At 70.2% G+C, this 14643-nt stretch carries 12 protein-coding genes and 5 tRNA genes; 6 read left to right on the top strand and 11 right to left on the bottom strand.

Annotated features, from left to right (window positions below; translation table 11 throughout):
- Window positions 1–10: 10 nt before the first annotated feature.
- The gene (gene ndgR, locus ACIREI_RS34740; protein ID WP_031485194.1) at window positions 11–727 is read left to right on the top strand and encodes an IclR family transcriptional regulator NdgR; all 717 of its coding nucleotides are present in this window, start codon (window positions 11–13) and stop codon (window positions 725–727) included.
- Window positions 728–813: 86 nt separating this feature from the next.
- Here the strand turns inward: ndgR and ACIREI_RS34735 are convergent, their stop codons facing one another.
- A complete protein-coding gene (locus tag ACIREI_RS34735; protein WP_403341580.1) occupies window positions 814–1335 on the bottom strand; it encodes a DUF4188 domain-containing protein in 522 nt (173 codons plus the stop codon).
- Window positions 1336–1424: 89 nt separating this feature from the next.
- On the opposite strand from ACIREI_RS34735, the gene ACIREI_RS34730 reads away from it, so the two are divergent.
- Window positions 1425–2078: a MerR family transcriptional regulator gene (locus ACIREI_RS34730; protein ID WP_403341578.1), complete on the top strand. Its 654-nt coding sequence runs from the start codon at window positions 1425–1427 to the stop codon at window positions 2076–2078.
- Between the two features lie 36 nt (window positions 2079–2114).
- Here the strand turns inward: ACIREI_RS34730 and ACIREI_RS34725 are convergent.
- The 10 genes from ACIREI_RS34725 to ACIREI_RS34680 all read right to left on the bottom strand — a co-directional run bounded on the left by ACIREI_RS34725 (window position 2115) and on the right by ACIREI_RS34680 (window position 8445).
- Window positions 2115–2187 (bottom strand) — tRNA-Glu (locus ACIREI_RS34725).
- A gap of 28 nt (window positions 2188–2215) precedes the next feature.
- Window positions 2216–2287 (bottom strand) — tRNA-Gln (locus tag ACIREI_RS34720).
- Between the two features lie 20 nt (window positions 2288–2307).
- A tRNA-Glu gene (locus ACIREI_RS34715) sits at window positions 2308–2380 on the bottom strand.
- 62 nt (window positions 2381–2442) lie between these two features.
- Window positions 2443–2515, bottom strand: a tRNA-Glu gene (locus tag ACIREI_RS34710).
- Window positions 2516–2536: 21 nt separating this feature from the next.
- Window positions 2537–2608: transfer RNA gene (locus ACIREI_RS34705), tRNA-Gln, on the bottom strand.
- Between the two features lie 91 nt (window positions 2609–2699).
- The gene (locus ACIREI_RS34700) at window positions 2700–3431 is read right to left on the bottom strand and encodes an HAD family hydrolase (RefSeq protein WP_403341575.1); all 732 of its coding nucleotides are present in this window, start codon (window positions 3429–3431) and stop codon (window positions 2700–2702) included.
- Between the two features lie 36 nt (window positions 3432–3467).
- Window positions 3468–5684 (bottom strand): hypothetical protein, encoded by a 2217-nt coding sequence (locus tag ACIREI_RS34695; RefSeq protein WP_403341572.1) that lies wholly within the window; start codon window positions 5682–5684, stop codon window positions 3468–3470.
- A 166-nt stretch (window positions 5685–5850) separates the two neighbouring features.
- Window positions 5851–7335 (bottom strand): glutamate--tRNA ligase, encoded by a 1485-nt coding sequence (gene gltX, locus ACIREI_RS34690; protein WP_403341569.1) that lies wholly within the window; start codon window positions 7333–7335, stop codon window positions 5851–5853.
- Complete coding sequence (locus ACIREI_RS34685; protein WP_403341566.1) at window positions 7319–8104, bottom strand: fumarylacetoacetate hydrolase family protein; 786 nt, start codon at window positions 8102–8104, stop codon at window positions 7319–7321. The genes gltX and ACIREI_RS34685 overlap by 17 nt, the downstream gene beginning before the upstream one ends.
- Window positions 8105–8259: 155 nt before the next feature.
- Window positions 8260–8445 (bottom strand): hypothetical protein, encoded by a 186-nt coding sequence (locus ACIREI_RS34680; RefSeq protein WP_403341564.1) that lies wholly within the window; start codon window positions 8443–8445, stop codon window positions 8260–8262.
- A gap of 605 nt (window positions 8446–9050) precedes the next feature.
- On the opposite strand from ACIREI_RS34680, the gene ACIREI_RS34675 reads away from it, so the two are divergent.
- From ACIREI_RS34675 to ACIREI_RS34660, 4 genes are all read left to right on the top strand, one after another.
- Window positions 9051–12833 (top strand): nitrate- and nitrite sensing domain-containing protein, encoded by a 3783-nt coding sequence (locus tag ACIREI_RS34675; RefSeq protein WP_403341561.1) that lies wholly within the window; start codon window positions 9051–9053, stop codon window positions 12831–12833.
- 9 nt (window positions 12834–12842) lie between these two features.
- On the top strand, window positions 12843–13256 hold the full coding sequence (locus tag ACIREI_RS34670; protein ID WP_030051302.1) for a roadblock/LC7 domain-containing protein: 414 nt from the start codon (window positions 12843–12845) through the stop codon (window positions 13254–13256).
- 113 nt (window positions 13257–13369) lie between these two features.
- Complete coding sequence (locus ACIREI_RS34665; protein ID WP_015657618.1) at window positions 13370–13768, top strand: DUF742 domain-containing protein; 399 nt, start codon at window positions 13370–13372, stop codon at window positions 13766–13768.
- Window positions 13749–14324 (top strand): ATP/GTP-binding protein, encoded by a 576-nt coding sequence (locus tag ACIREI_RS34660; RefSeq protein WP_030051303.1) that lies wholly within the window; start codon window positions 13749–13751, stop codon window positions 14322–14324. Before ACIREI_RS34665 ends, ACIREI_RS34660 begins: the two co-directional genes overlap by 20 nt.
- Window positions 14325–14643: the final 319 nt, after the last annotated feature.

The raw sequence follows: 14643 nt of genomic DNA, 5'->3' as shown, positions 1-14643 counted from the left end.
GTATCGTTTCATGGACAACAGTAGCGGCGTCGGCGTTCTGGACAAGGCAGCCCTTGTCCTGAGCGCCCTGGAGTCCGGTCCGGCCACCCTCGCAGGGCTCGTCTCGGCCACCGGACTGGCACGACCCACGGCCCATCGACTGGCCGTGGCTCTGGAACACCACCGCATGGTGGCGCGTGACATGCAAGGCCGTTTCATTCTCGGCCCTCGGCTGGCAGAACTGGCCGCGGCCGCCGGTGAGGACCGTCTCCTCGCCACGGCGGGCCCGGTCCTCACCCACCTCCGTGACGTCACGGGCGAGAGCGCGCAGCTCTACCGCCGCCAGGGCGACATGCGCATCTGCGTCGCCGCGGCGGAACGCCTGTCCGGCCTTCGGGACACGGTCCCGGTCGGCTCGACGCTCACGATGAAGGCGGGCAGCTCGGCGCAGATCCTCATGGCCTGGGAGGAGCCGGAGCGCCTGCACCGGGGCCTGCAGGGCGCCCGCTTCACGGCCACCGCGCTCTCCGGCGTACGGCGCCGGGGCTGGGCCCAGTCGATCGGCGAGCGCGAGCCGGGCGTGGCGTCCGTCTCGGCGCCGGTACGCGGCCCGTCGAACCGCGTGGTCGCCGCCGTATCGGTCTCCGGCCCCATCGAGCGCCTGACCCGCCACCCGGGCCGTATGCACGCCCAGGCGGTCATCGACGCCGCCGCACGCCTCTCCGAGGCCCTGCGCCGCACGGGCTGACCTTTCGCGGGACGTCGACGAGGGGACCTGCCTCAACGCCGCGGCAGACCCCCTCGTTCCCCCGATCCCCCCGGTGATCTCCCCGATCACCCGGCTTCTTCGGCCACCCCGTCAGCCGACCGGTGGGCAAAGCGGTCCTTCGCGTACCGCCCGCGCCGCTCGACGGGCACCTGTCCATGCGCGGCAGCGAGCCCGAACGCCGGCATGTCCGCGTAGATCGACTCGTACGACCCCTCGGGCACCACGTACGCCTCGTGCCACAACCCCACGCGGCCTCGCACCTTCCCCGCCCGCTCCTTGCCGTTGACGATCGCCCACACTCGGTGATGGAACATGTCCGGCGAGGCGGCGTACGCGTAGAGCTTCTCCTTGGACTCCCAGTACTGGACGACGTAATACGTCCGCGGCGAGGCCGTCAGCAGGACGCGCCCCAGCAGCCCCCGGTCAGCGTCCCGCGCAAGCTCCCCAAGCATGCGGAACATCGACAGCATGACCGGCAGCCACTGGTGCACCGCCCAGAAGTGATTGACCCGCATCCCGATGAGCAGGACCACCACATCGCCCTCGGCATCCGCGGTCGTACGACCCAGCACCGGCTTCGCGAACATGGCGGCCCCCTGGCTCCCTCACCGGATAGCGGCACTATCCTTCTGCCCGGTGATTGGATAGTGACACTCCCCAAGGAGAGGCGCAAGAGATGCGGCTGGCCGAGCTCAGCGAGCGCAGTGGGGTGCCCACCGCGACGATCAAGTACTACCTGCGCGAAGGCCTGTTGGCCCCCGGCCGCCAGATCAACGCCCGCACCGCCGAGTACGACGAGGAACATCTGCGCCGGCTCCGCCTGGTGCGCGCGATGATCCAGGTCGGGCGGGTGCCGGTGGCGACGGTCCGGGCGGTGCTCGGGCATGTCGACGACGACGCCCTGCCCCGGACGATCCGCCTGGGCGCGGCCCTGTGGGCATTGCCACAGGTCCCGGAGCCGGACGAGGACGACGAGTACGTCCGGGCCGCGCACGACGTGGCCGACGAACTGCTGGAGTCCCTGGGCTGGTCGAACGCCAAGGCGCTGGTCACGATCTCGCCCTCGTACCGTTCGCTGGTGGTGGCGATGGCCGCGCTCAGACGGCTCGGATACGACTGGGACCCTCAACTGCTGCTGGCCTACGCCCGGTTGATGCACGGGGCGGCGGTCCTCGACCTGGACTTCGTCGAGACGCATGCGTCGGAGGCCGAGAAGGTGGAGACGGCGGTCCTGGGGGCGATCCTCGTCGAGCCGATGCTGCAGGCCCTGCACCGGCTGGCACAGGAGGAGGAGTCGGCACGCCGGTACGGCTTCGGCGACCAGGAATGACGAAGGCCCTCCACCGAAGTGGAGGGCCTTCATGTGTACCCCCGACCGGATTCGAACCGGCGCTACCGCCTTGAGAGGGCGGCGTGCTAGGCCGCTACACAACGGGGGCGTGGAGCCTGCGTTTCCGCAGGTCCGAGCTGGTCTACCTGGACTCGAACCAAGACTAACTGAACCAGAATCAGTCGTGCTGCCAATTACACCATAGACCAATGTGGTTTAGACCAGACAGTACCCCCGACCGGATTCGAACCGGCGCTACCGCCTTGAGAGGGCGGCGTGCTAGGCCGCTACACAACGGGGGCCCTAGCGATCCTGCGTGAGAGTCAGTGGGTGCGACCCTGACTGACCCTCCGGGAAGGATCTGTACCCCCGACCGGATTCGAACCGGCGCTACTGCCTTGAGAGGGCAGCGTGCTAGGCCGCTACACAACGGGGGCTTTGCAGATGAGCTCTGCGAGCTGGCCTACCTGGACTCGAACCAAGACTAACTGAACCAGAATCAGTCGTGCTGCCAATTACACCATAGGCCACTGGAACGCAAGCCCCGGAGGGGATCTTGTTCTAGTTCGCTCCCCCGGTTTCCGGCCTTTCGGCCCGCTCCCCGGCGGCGCAGGAAGAACATTACCCGAAGGTGGACGGGGCTCCAAAACGGGTATCCGCGCCGAGGAGCGCGGGGAGTTCGGCGAGGGAGGCGATCCGGTGCGGTCCGCCAGGGGCGTCGCCGCTGGTGTACACGCCGTCACGGTCGATCCAGACCGACAGCAGTCCGGCCTCCGCGGCTCCGCGCCCGTCGATCTCCGGGTGATCGCCGACGTACGCCACCTGGTGCGGGGCGAGCTCCAGGGCGGCACAGGCGGCGTGGAAGGCGCCGGCCTCCGGCTTGGAGACCCCGAGCTCGGCGGCACACAGGATGGCCTCGAAGCGATCGTGCACGCCGAGGACGCGCAGTTTGCGGTCCTGGACGTGGATGCTGGAGTTGGACAGCACCGCGTGCCGGTGGCTGGCCGCGAGGGCGTCCAGGACGGGCAGGACGTCCGGGAAGAGGGCCCAGGCGGTCTCGTAGTGCCCGATGTACCGCTCGAACCAGGCGTCGGCCTCGGCGTCGGTCAGCTCCTCACCGAGGAACACCCGCACCCGGTCGCGACGCTGCCCCTGGAAGGTGGCCTCCCCCGCCGAGAACCGCGCCCACTGGGCGTCGGTGATCGCCCGCCAGCGCGCGATGGCCTGCTCGACGCTGTCGTACCCGTCGAGCAGGCCCTCGGCGAGCAGGTGCGCGCCCATGCCCACGCGGTCCGCGGTGGTGTAGTCGAAAATCGTGTCGTCCACGTCCCAGACCACGGCCCGAATGCTCATGATCCGACGGTAACCCGGACCGCGGGAGCCTGTCCGTCAGTTGACCGCGGTCGTGCCGGTCGCCGCGAGGGCGGGGCCCTCGTTGTCGCGGGGCTCGGCGGTCAGCTTCCAGGTGTACGTGCCGCTGACGCGGCGGCCGTCGCCCCAGTAGCCGTCCCAGGCGGCGCGGACGGCGGCGCCCTTGGTGCTGCCGGTGAGGATGCGGACCACCGTGCCGCTGCTGTTGCTCAGAGTGAGGGTCCAGGTGGCGGGCTTGTTGAGCTGCCAGACGGGCTGCCAGGGGGTCATCGTGGTCGAACCGGCGGGGGGCGGGTCGGTCTGGGCCTCCATCTGTGCGAGCGCGGAGGCGGGGACGCCGCTGGGGACGATCGACACCTCGCCGTAGGTGCCGTTGAGGTAGGCGATGTGGCCGCCGAAGCGGTCGACGGCCCAGCGGCCGTTGCTGCCTCCGGTGTTCTGGTCCGCGGTGGGCAGCTTGACCAGGGTGCGGGTGGCCGCCGTGCCGGTGTGGAAGTCGGTGAGCAGCAGTTCGTGGGTGGTGCGGTTCTCGCGGAGCAGGAAGCCGTCGGCGAGGCGGGCCGGGCCGTTGTCAGCGGGGACCGTGATCTTGCGGCCCGTCGCCCGGTCGTAGACGCCCGCGGTGGAGCCGCAGGACCAGTACAGCCAGGTGTTCACGGCCTGGATGTCGCTGGGGGTGCAGGGGGCGCCGGTGGCGACCGTGGCCACCGTCTGGCCGGTCTTGAGGTGCTTTCCGACGACCGACCCCTGGGTGCTGCCGGGGGTCCACATCAGCTGGCCCCAGACGGCGGCGGCGGTGCGGGCACGGCTGAGGGTCGTCTCGCCGTCGGTCGTGCCGTTCGGGAAGTCGACGACTTTCTGGGTGCCGGAGCCGCCGTTGTAGAGCACGTAACGGCCGGTGCCGCCGGGGATGCGTCCGCCGGAGTCGCCGTCCGTGGGCTCTCTGCGGATGGTCGTGGTGTCGAGGCCGACGTTGAGGACGGTTTCCTGGCCTTCGGTGTTGGCCCAGAGGTAGGAGACACGGCCGTCACCCATGGCCTCCAGCTGGGGGCAGGCGGCATCGCCGGTGAGGCAGGTGGTGTCGGTGAGCGCCGGGCTGCGGGGGGTCTGCTGACCGGTGGGCCTGCCCGTGGCGTCCAGCTGGAAGCTGCTGAACCGGTTGGAGGCGCCCGGCGTCGTGCCGTACAGGAACAACTCGCCCCCGGCGAGGGCCAGTCCCTGCACGCCGACCGCGTAGGGCTGGATCCGGTTCACCTTCTCGGTGGCGAGTGCGCCGTCCTGGGTGGGCGTGATCCGGTGGACGTTCCAGTCGAGGCTGGAGGGTCCTGCGGTGGCGAGGGCGCCGCCGTCCAGGGTCGGGCCGATTCCGCCGAAGGACGGGTTGAGCACGGTGGTCGCGGCACCGGTCACGAGGGAGCGGGCGTTGAGTGCGGGCTGGGTGCCGGCGGGGAGGATGTCCGGGTTTCCGGCGAGGACTTGGTCGCCCACGACGGCTTCGAGCCGGCCGGGCAGCCCGGTGACCGTGGTGGGCTGGGTGCCGGGCTCGGCGTCGACGCGGACCGCCTTCCAGTTGGCGACGATCCAGCGGTCGTTGAAGACGACCTCCGGGTCCGCGCTCACGCCGGAGACGTATGTACGGAAGGCGCCGTCCGTGAGGTCGACGAGGCCGACGGACGTCGTACCGTCCAGCGTGTGGACGACCGCGAGGCGGCCGACCGAGCCGCCGGTGACGTAGGCGGTGATCCGGGCGCCCGCGGGGAGCCCGGTGACCGGGATGTCCGTGGTGGTGCCGTCGGTGGCGGCGCGCAGCACGTGCGGGGCGCCGCCGGTGTCCTGGGTGAGCACGCTCCAGCCGACGGAGGCCTTGTAGGTCTGGCCGGACGGGATCGTGACGGTGGCGGTCGTGCCGGTGGAGCGGTGATTCTGTGTGACGGTGGAGCCGCTGAGGCCGGTGATGACGACGTCGGTCCCGCTGGCCAGGTCGTCCGGGCCCGCGTGGGCGGGCGGGACGACGTCCGGGTAGTCCACCCACGTGCCGGAGCCGCCGCTCGCCCCGCGGTAGCGGAATCCGGACGCGCCGGCCCAGGTGTACTCGATCTCCACCCGCTTCTCCGTGCTGAGCCGGACCGTCCCCACGGGTGAGTCCGCGGCCTGCGCGGGTGTGATCGGCAGGGCGCACGTCAGGGCCACCGCGCCGCTGAGCGCCACCGTGGCAAGTCTTCGTGAACGAGTCACGTTCCCCTCCCCCTGTAACAGGGTGCACACGCACCTCATGTGCACAGGGAGCATCCAACGTGCCTTCGGCGAGCGGGAGTTGGCCGGAGAGATGAATTCCGGGCGACGGCTGGGTGGATACGACGAGGGCGGCGCCCGAACCGGACGCCGCCCCGCTGTGAACGTGCTATGCGGCGAGCTTCGCCAGTGCCGCGTCGATCCGGGCGAGGGTCTTCTCCTTGCCCAGGACCTCCAGGGACTCGAACAGCGGCAGGCCGACCGTGCGGCCCGTGACGGCCACACGGACCGGGGCCTGGGCCTTGCCGAGCTTGAGGCCGTGGGCCTCGCCGGCGGCCAGGACGGCCTCCTTCAGCGACTCCGGGGAGGTCCAGTCGGCCGCGTCCAGCTTCTCGCGGGCGGTCCGCAGGAGGGCGTCGCTGCCCTCCTTCATCGCCTTCGTCCAGGACGGCTCGTCGAACACCGGCTCCGGCAGGAACAGGAAGTCGACGTTGTCCGTGATCTCCGACAGCACCTTCAGACGGGTCTGGGCGTGGGGGGCGATCGCCTGCCACTTCACCTCGTCGAAGGCCTCCGGGGCCCAGGGGGCGAACGGGGCCTGGAGCCACGGGCGGCAGCGCTCGGTGAAGTCCTTCACATCGAGCAGGCGGACATGGTCGCCGTTGATCGACTCGCACTTCTTCAGGTCGAAGCGGGCCGGGTTGGGGTTCACGTCCGCGATGTCGAAGGCCGCGACCATCTCGTCCATCGTGAAGATGTCCTGGTCGGCCGAGAGCGACCAGCCCAGCAGGGAGAGGTAGTTGAGCAGCCCCTCGGGGAGGAAGCCGCGCTCGCGGTAGAGGTTCAGCGACGACTGCGGGTCGCGCTTCGACAGCTTCTTGTTGCCCTCGCCCATCACGTACGGCAGGTGGCCGAACTCGGGGATGCCCTTGGCGATGCCCAGCTCCATCAGCGCCTTGTACAGGGCGACCTGCCGGGGCGTCGAGGAGAGCAGGTCCTCGCCGCGCAGGACGTGGGTGATCTCCATCAGGGCGTCGTCGACCGGGTTGACGAGGGTGTAGAGCGGGGCGCCGTTCGCGCGGACGATGCCGTAGTCCGGGACGTTCTCCGGCGTGAAGGTCAGCTCGCCGCGGACCAGGTCCGTGAAGGTGATCGTCTCGTCGGGCATGCGGAAGCGGACGATCGGCTCGCGGCCCTGGGCCTTGTACTCCTCGACCTGCGCCTCGGTCAGCTCGCGGCAGTGACCGTCGTAACCGGACGGCTTGCCTGCCGCGCGGGCGGCCTCGCGGCGGGTGTCCAGCTCCTCCTGGGAGCAGTAGCAGTGGTAGGCGTAGCCGCCGTCCAGGAGCTTGGCCGCGACGTCCTTGTAGAGGTCCATGCGCTGCGACTGGCGGTACGGCGCGTGCGGGCCGCCCACCTCGGGGCCCTCGTCCCAGTCGAAGCCGAGCCAGCGCATCGAGTCGAGCAGCTGGGTGTACGACTCCTCGGAGTCACGGGCCGCGTCGGTGTCCTCGATGCGGAAGACGAGCGTGCCCTGGTGGTGCCGGGCGAACGCCCAGTTGAACAGGGCGGTGCGGACCAGGCCCACATGGGGGTTACCGGTGGGCGAGGGGCAGAAACGTACGCGGACGGGTGCGCTAGCCACGCTTGACAACCTTGTTGGTGAGAGTGCCGATGCCTTCGATGGTGACGGCGACCTCGTCGCCGACGTTGAGGGGGCCGACCCCAGCCGGGGTGCCCGTGAGGATCACGTCGCCGGGGAGCAGCGTCATGGCCTCGGAGATGTTGACGATCAGGTCCTCGATCGGGTGGACCATCTCGCTGGTGCGGCCGAGCTGGCGCTGTTCGCCGTTGACCGTGAGCTGGATCGTCAGGTCGGACGCCGTCCTGAGGTCGAGGTCCGTCTCGACCCAGGGGCCCAGCGGGCAGGAGGTGTCGAAGCCCTTGGCCCGCGCCCACTGCTTCTCGCGCTTTTGGACGTCGCGGGCGGTGATGTCGTTGGCGCAGGTGAAGCCGAAGATCACGTCCTTGACGCGCTCGCGCGGGACCTCGCGGCACATGCGGCCGATGACGACGGCCAGTTCGGCCTCGTGGTGGAGGTCCTCGGTGAAGGACGGGTACTGGATCTCGTCGCCGGAGCCGATCACCGCGGTGGACGGCTTGAAGAAGGCGAACGGGGCGTCGGGCACCTCGTTGCCCAGTTCGCGGGCGTGCTCGGCGTAGTTGCGGCCGAACGCCACGACCTTGTTGGGGAGCACCGGGGGCAGCAGCCTGACCTTGCTCAGCGGCACCTTCGTACCGGAGAGCTCGAAGTCCGCGAACGGGATGCCCTTGATGATGTCGAGCACGAGCTCGTCCGGCCTGTCGCCCTCGACCGCGCCGAAGGCGACGTTCCCGTCGATGGAGAATCTGGCGATGCGCACGGGATCTTGCGCCCCTCACTTGAGCCGGCTGGAGTCTGACGCTCCAGGCTAGCGCGGGGAGGAGCGAGCGCCTCGCGCATTACCGCGGGCGCTCCCACCGTCGTACGCGGCCGAATGTTCGTACGTGATTGAACAACCGGTCGTCCGGCCGCGTACTACTCGGCGGCGGCGGTGACGGGCATCTCCTGGAGGATGGTGCGCTTGGGATTGGCGGTCTGAGCGGGAAGATCGACGGAGTGCTCCGGCTGCTGCGGGATCTGCAGTTCGTCGGCGCCGTCGAGGTGCGCCAGCGTCGTGCGCCGCGGATTGGCTATCGTGCGGATCATCGTCGTCGTCTTCACGGTTTTACTGAGCCCTGTCGTGACGGGGCGCCGGGGCCGGCCTCGATGGGCCTGCGTCCGGACGCGGGTTGGCAGAAACATCCCTCTTGTAAAGCGTCAGGCTAAACATGCAATTCCCTCGGGAAGTTGCGCGGACCCCTTGATTCGCGTGTGAGTTTCCTCACGAGTTCGCGGACAAACCGGTCAATTCAGGCCCGCAATCCATCCCGCCGAAACGGACATTGCACCCCTGAAGCTGCCATTCCGCTCCTGATCATGGCGACTGGGACACCCCTTGCACTCGAACGGCTCGCGGGCATACGTCCGTTATGGGCGGGATCGCTTTCTACGGGAGGTAACCTCGCCCTCACGTGGTGTCACGTATGTCACGGCTCGACCTACGGGCCTTGTTGGAGATCCTGCACTGTGCTGGAATTCCACGGACCGCCGCAGGATCGAGCCGGCGCACAGGGGGCGCATCGAGCGCCGAGTGGCGGCGAGAAGGGGGAGCCAGCGCCGGTCACTCACGACCATCAGGGAGCGTATTCAGGGCGCTCCCGAAAGACGCCGACACCGTGTCCGTCCGTTCACGCGGAGGGGCGCCTGGTCCAGAGGTTGCGACGCTAGTGCAGGGACGTTTCAAGAGGGATGGCAGCGCTTCGGCGGAGCCGGAGCACGGCGGGACCGACCGAGGTCCCTCCCCCCAGCACGCCCAGAACCCGGGCCCGGCCCCGTCCGTCGAGGGCGGTGAGCGCTCCGGGCGCTCCGCCGTGTCGGCGTCCCCGGGGGCGACGGCCCCTTCCGCTCCGACGGCGAAGAAGGCCCCGAAGGGCTCCGGCGGCCCCGGCGCGCGAATAGCCCTGCGCAACTGGCGTATCTCCACCCGTCTGGTGGCGCTGCTCACGCTCCCGGTGGTCGCGGCCACCTCGCTGGGTGCGCTGCGTATCAGCGACAACATGGACGACATCCAGCAGCTCGAGAACATGAAGCTGCTGACGGACATGACCAAGCGGGCCACCGAGCTCGCCACCGCGCTCCAGGAGGAGCGCGACCAGTCCGCCGGTCCGCTGGCGCACGGCGCCAAGGCGACCGACTACACGGTCAAGGGCTACCGGGACAAGACGGACCGGGCTTCGGTGAGCTTCCGGGAAGCCGCCGAGGAGATCGACGACAGCAGCAAGGACGGCCAGCTCACGGGCGTCCGCGACAACATCGTCCAGCTCGTCCGGGAACTGGGCACCCTCGCCGAGATCCGCAACGCCGCCTACCAGGCCGAGGACAACTCCACCCAGACCGTGGAGGCCTACCACCGGCTGATCACCAACCTGCTCGGCCTCTCGCAGGACATGGCGGAGGCGACCAGCAACCCGGAGATGATCCAGAGCACGCGTGCCCTGGCGGCCTTCTCCTCGGCCAAGGAGTACTCGTCCATCCAGCGCGCGGTCCTCGCGGCGGCGCTGCCGGCGAACAACACCGCCCAGGGCGACCTGTCGGAGAACGACCGGCTGTACGCCGACTCCGCACTGGAGAGCCAGAAGTCCGAGATCCGCAGCTTCAAGAGCATCTACGGCTCGGAGGCCGCCGAGGAGCTCCTGAAGCCGATCGGTGACGGCAACGCGACGATCAAGGCGACCGACACCTACGCCAGCCGCGCCCTGACCACCGACACCGGTCTGCAGTCGCTGGACAAGCGGTCGTACCGGGACTGGGTGGACGACAGCACCACCAAGATCCAGCAGATGCGCGCCATCGAGACGACGCTGCTGGAGGACATGGAGCAGAAGGCCCGCGAGCTGCGCAACGAGTCGGAGCGCGAGGCGATCATCTCCGGTGCGCTGATCCTGCTCGTGCTCGGTGTCTCGCTGGTCGGCGCCTTCGTGGTGGCCCGCTCCATGATCCGCTCGCTGCGCCGCCTGGAGGAGACCGCCACCAAGGTCGCCCAGGACCGCCTGCCCGAGCTGGTCAAGCAGCTCTCGGAGTCCGACCCGCAGGACGTCGACACCTCCGTCGAGTCGGTCGGTGTGCACTCCCGGGACGAGATCGGCCAGGTGGCCGCGGCCTTCGACGACGTGCACCGTGAGGCCGTCCGCCTCGCCGCCGAGCAGGCCCTGCTGCGGGGCAACGTCAACGCGATGTTCACCAACCTCTCGCGCCGCTCCCAGGGCCTCATCCAGCGTCAGCTGTCGCTCATCTCCGAACTGGAGTCCCGCGAGGCAGACCCGGACCAGCTGTCCTCGCTGTTCAAGCTCGACCACCTCGCGACGCGCATGCGCCGTAACGGTGAGAACCTCCTCGTCCTCGCCGGTGAGGAGCCCGGCCGCCGCTGGACCCGCCCGGTCCCGCTGGTCGACGTGCTCCGTGCCGCCGCCTCCGAGGTGGAGCAGTACGAGCGCATCGAGCTGGCCTCCGTGCCGACCACCGAAGTGGCCGGCCGCGTGGTCAACGACCTCGTGCACCTGCTGGCCGAGCTGCTGGAGAACGCGACCTCGTTCTCCTCCCCGCAGACCAAGGTCAAGGTCACCGGTCACGCGCTGCCCGACGGCCGCGTGCTGATCGAGATCCACGACACCGGCATCGGCCTCTCCCCCGAGGACCTCGCCGCGATCAACGAACGGCTCGCCTCGCCGCCCACCGTGGACGTCTCCGTCTCCCGCCGCATGGGTCTGTTCGTGGTCGGTCGTCTGTCGCAGCGGCACGGCATCCGCATCCAGCTGCGCCCGTCCGACTCCGGCGGTACGACCGCGCTGGTCATGCTTCCCGTCGACGTCGCCCAGGGCAACAAGAAGCCCGCTCCGGGCAAGCCCGCTCCGGGCGGCCCGGGTGGCTCCGGTGGTCCGGCCGCCGCGCAGGCCGCCGCCGGTGCTGCCGCCGCCCGCCGCCAGGCCCAGTCCGGCAACGGCTCTCTCGGCGCGGGTGCGCCGGGTGGCGGCGCCCTCGGTGCCGGAGCGTCCGGTGGCGGCCGGCTGGGTGCCGGCCAGGGGCCGCGGGCCGCGCTGCCGGGGCGTGACGGTGGCGGACTTCCCGGTGGACCGGGCGCACCGCGTGGGCCACAGGGTCCGGGCGCGCCGTCGCAGGGCCGGCCGCCGGCCGGTGCGGGCGCCGGGTTCGGTGGCCAGGCTCCGGGCGCCCCGCAGGGGCTGCAGGCCGCGGGCACGGGTCAGGACCCCTTCGGCGGCCCCCGTGGCGCCTCCTCGGGCCTCGACCAGTCGCGGCAGGGTGGACCCTCGGCGCCGCAGTCCCCGCCGGCCGGCGGCGAGAAGGGCCGCCGCGGCCGTCAGCCGCAGCTGCCGCCGCGTGGTGGCCCGCGTGCCGAGCTGCCGGGCGGCAACCAGCCGTCCCGCCCCAGCTGGAGCGACGAGAACGCGCAGCCGCCGGTGCCGCGCGCCTCGCTCGACGCCCCGCGCGGCCACGACGAGGACGCCGCACAGACCTCCCGGATGCCGCGGATCGACGACTTCCAGGGCCCCGGCTCCACCGCCGAGACCCCGGCGATCGGGCGCTCCGACGCCCGCCAGGGCCCGGGCTCGAACGCCGGCCCGTCGGACTTCGGCCGCATGGACTTCGGCGCCCCGGCCCCGGGCGGGTACGACGCGCAGAGCACGGGCCAGTCCGCCCGTCCCGGTGCGAACGAGCCGCAGAACAACGGTCAGTTCGTCCGCTCGGACGTCTTCGGCACCCCGAACGCGCAGAACAACTCGTCGCAGACGGGCCAGTTCGCCTCGCCGCAGGGGTACGACGCCGGCTCGACGGGCCAGCACGCCCTGCCCGGCCGCCAGAACCCCGACTCCACCGGGCAGTTCGAGCGGCCGCAGGTCAACGGCACGTACGGCGGCGGTGCCGACTTCGGCGCCCAGCAGCCCCCGGTCCCGCCGCGTCCGCAGCAGCAGCGGCCCGCTCGCCAGGAGCCCGAGGCGCTGCCGCCCGCGGGCCCCGGTGACGGCCGTACCCCGCTGTACGACACGCTGGAGACCAACTGGTTCCACGGCGGCCCGCAGGGCGACCAGCAGGACCGTCAGTCCGGCGCGGGCGGCTCGGCTCCGGCCTCCGCCCCGCAGCAGCCGCAGGCTCCCGCAGCTCCGGCGCAGCCGCCCTCCGCTTCCCAGCGGACCTCCTCGACCGCCTGGCGCAGCTCGCCGAACGACGACCTCGTACGGCAGGCGGAACGCGTCCGGCAGCCGGCCGCGGGCGGTGTCACCACCTCCGGCCTGCCGCGCCGGGTACCCCGGGCGAACCTCGTCCCGGGCACGGCTCAGCAGCAACAGCACCAATCCGGTCCGGCTGTCTCGCGTGCGCCTGACGACGTGCGCGGTCGGCTGACCAATCTCCGTCGGGGTATCGCGCAAGGTCGCCAGGTCGGTAACGGCCAGACCGGCAGCTTCCCGAACCCCACTCACCAGCAGGAGCGTTAGTTGAGCCAGATGAGCCAGGCGGCACAGAACCTCAACTGGTTGATCACCAACTTCGTGGACAACACACCGGGTGTGTCCCACACCGTCGTCGTGTCCGCCGACGGTCTTCTGCTGGCGATGTCCGAGGGTTTCCCGCGTGACCGTGCCGACCAGCTGGCGGCCGTCGCATCGGGTCTGACCTCGCTGACGGCAGGGGCGTCCCGGATCTTCGACGGCGGCAGCGTGGCACAGACCGTCGTCGAGATGGAGCGGGGATTCCTCTTCCTCATGTCCGTCTCGGAGGGTTCGTCCATCGCCGTCCTGGCACACCCCGAGTGCGACATCGGCCTCGTCGGCTACGAGATGGCGCTGCTGGTCGACCGCGCGGGCGCTGTGCTCACGCCGGACCTGCGCGCCGAACTCCAAGGCAGTCTGCTCCACTGATCACCCACGGATCCACCCGTCTCACCAAATCACCGTCCGGCCGCCACAATCCCCCCACCGGCCATGACCAGACGGCTTGACTGACCGACTTGCTGTCCCCGCCCGGAGGATTCATGACCCCGCCCAACGCCTCTCATGATCCGTACGCGGAGCCGTACGAGGATGAGGGCGACCAGCCGCTGGTACGTCCGTACGCGATGACCGGCGGCCGGACCCGGCCGCGCTACCAGCTGGCCATCGAGGCCCTGATCAGCACCACGGCCGACCCGGCAGCGCTCATGGGGCTCCTCCCGGAGCACCAGCGCATCTGCCACCTGTGCCGTGAGGTGAAGTCGGTCGCCGAGGTCTCCGCGCTGCTGTCCATGCCGCTGGGCGTGGCCAGGATCCTGGTCGCGGACCTCGCGGAGGCCGGCCTGGTCGCCATCCACCAGCCGGGCGGCGACGAGAACAACGGCGGCGCTCCGGATGTGACGCTGCTCGAAAGGGTGCTCAGTGGACTTCGCAAGCTCTGAACCGGGCCGGGCGACCACCTCCGCCAAGATCGTGGTGGCGGGTGGCTTCGGCGTGGGCAAGACCACGTTCGTGGGCGCCGTCTCGGAGATCAACCCGCTGCGCACCGAGGCCGTCATGACCTCCGCGAGCGCGGGCATCGACGACCTGACGCACACCGGGGACAAGACCACCACCACGGTGGCCATGGACTTCGGCCGCATCACCCTGGACCAGGACCTGATCCTGTACCTCTTCGGTACGCCCGGCCAGGACCGCTTCTGGTTCATGTGGGACGACCTGGTGCGCGGCGCGATCGGCGCCGTCGTCCTGGTGGACACCCGCCGCCTCGCCGACTGCTTCCCCGCGGTCGACTACTTCGAGAACAGCGGGCTCCCCTTCGTCATCGCCCTCAACGGCTTCGACGGGCACCAGCCCTACACGCCCGACGAGGTGCGCGAGGCCCTGCAGATCGGCCCGGACGCGCCGATCATCACCACCGACGCCCGGCACCGGGCCGATGCCAAGAGTGCGCTGATCACGCTGGTCGAGCACGCGCTGATGGCCCGGCTGAGGTAGATCAAGTCGGTAGCGCCATACGGCAGTTGTCGTAGATGCGCCGGAGCCGGCTGTGGCCTTTGACACGGTCGGCTCCCTTGTTCATAACGTTTCGGCAGAGGAATCGGGTGGTACGGCCACTCGTCGCGGTCAAGCGGTGTCGCTGCGCGTACGAACGCCCCGTCTTTTGGCGGGGCTCGTTCTTTATGACCGTTTTATCTGGGGCTTACATCGCTCGGAATCCTCCTCTTCCACTGTTTGGAAGAGCAGAGTCCGACGTGCTGGAATGCGAGAACTGCCCAATAGTCAAAGACGTACTCAGCAGTACTGCGTACTCAAT

This window comes from Streptomyces sp. NPDC093591 (genome assembly GCF_044764885.1).
GTDB lineage: Bacteria > Actinomycetota > Actinomycetes > Streptomycetales > Streptomycetaceae > Streptomyces.
The sequence above is the reverse complement of the archived record's forward strand: the minus strand, read 5'-3'. Positions and strand labels throughout refer to the sequence as shown.